General features: G+C 63.9%; 1 pseudogene. It reads left to right on the top strand.

The window, feature by feature from the left end:
- Positions 1-302 precede the first annotated feature (302 nt).
- Positions 303-510 (top strand): annotated as a pseudogene (locus tag CDV44_RS26905) (hypothetical protein); the annotation flags it as partial.

The following is a 510-nucleotide window of genomic DNA, read 5'->3' as shown; positions in this document are numbered from 1 at the left end:
CGCCTGCGCAGCGCGTCCAAAATGCAGCGTCCGGGCCAACGTCACGAAGTAGCGAAAGTGCCGAAGTTCCACAGAGTCCTCACCGGTTGGTTCACGTCCGCCGCTATGCTACCGCGCGCGTCATTTAGGCGTCATCGGGCATTTCATTAGGTTGAACCTAACAACTTCGCCGCCCCTGGGCAATGACTCCCGCGCCCCGCGTGTTCGAATGGACACACCCGATTCGCTGCTGGGTTTTGCGCAGCGCCTGTCGCCGGAGACCCTCTCTGGGGACGCTACATTCACTAGCGGAGTTTTTTACGATGCCATCGCTGTTTCCCGCCACCGTTCGCCTTGCCCCGCGCCATGCCGCTCGCAAGTACGCCCGCCTGTGCGCGCTGACGATCGCCCTGTGCGCCGGTGCGGCGCCACTGCTCTCACAGGCCGCCGAATTGCCGATGCGTCCGGTCCTGTCGCTCGACGCCGCACAAAACGTCATTCGTGCCGCGCAAGCCAAAGCCACCGCCGAGG

Source organism: Pandoraea sp. PE-S2R-1 (assembly GCF_002179865.1).
Taxonomy (GTDB): domain Bacteria; phylum Pseudomonadota; class Gammaproteobacteria; order Burkholderiales; family Burkholderiaceae; genus Pandoraea.
This window is presented reverse-complemented; position numbering and strand designations above follow the sequence as displayed.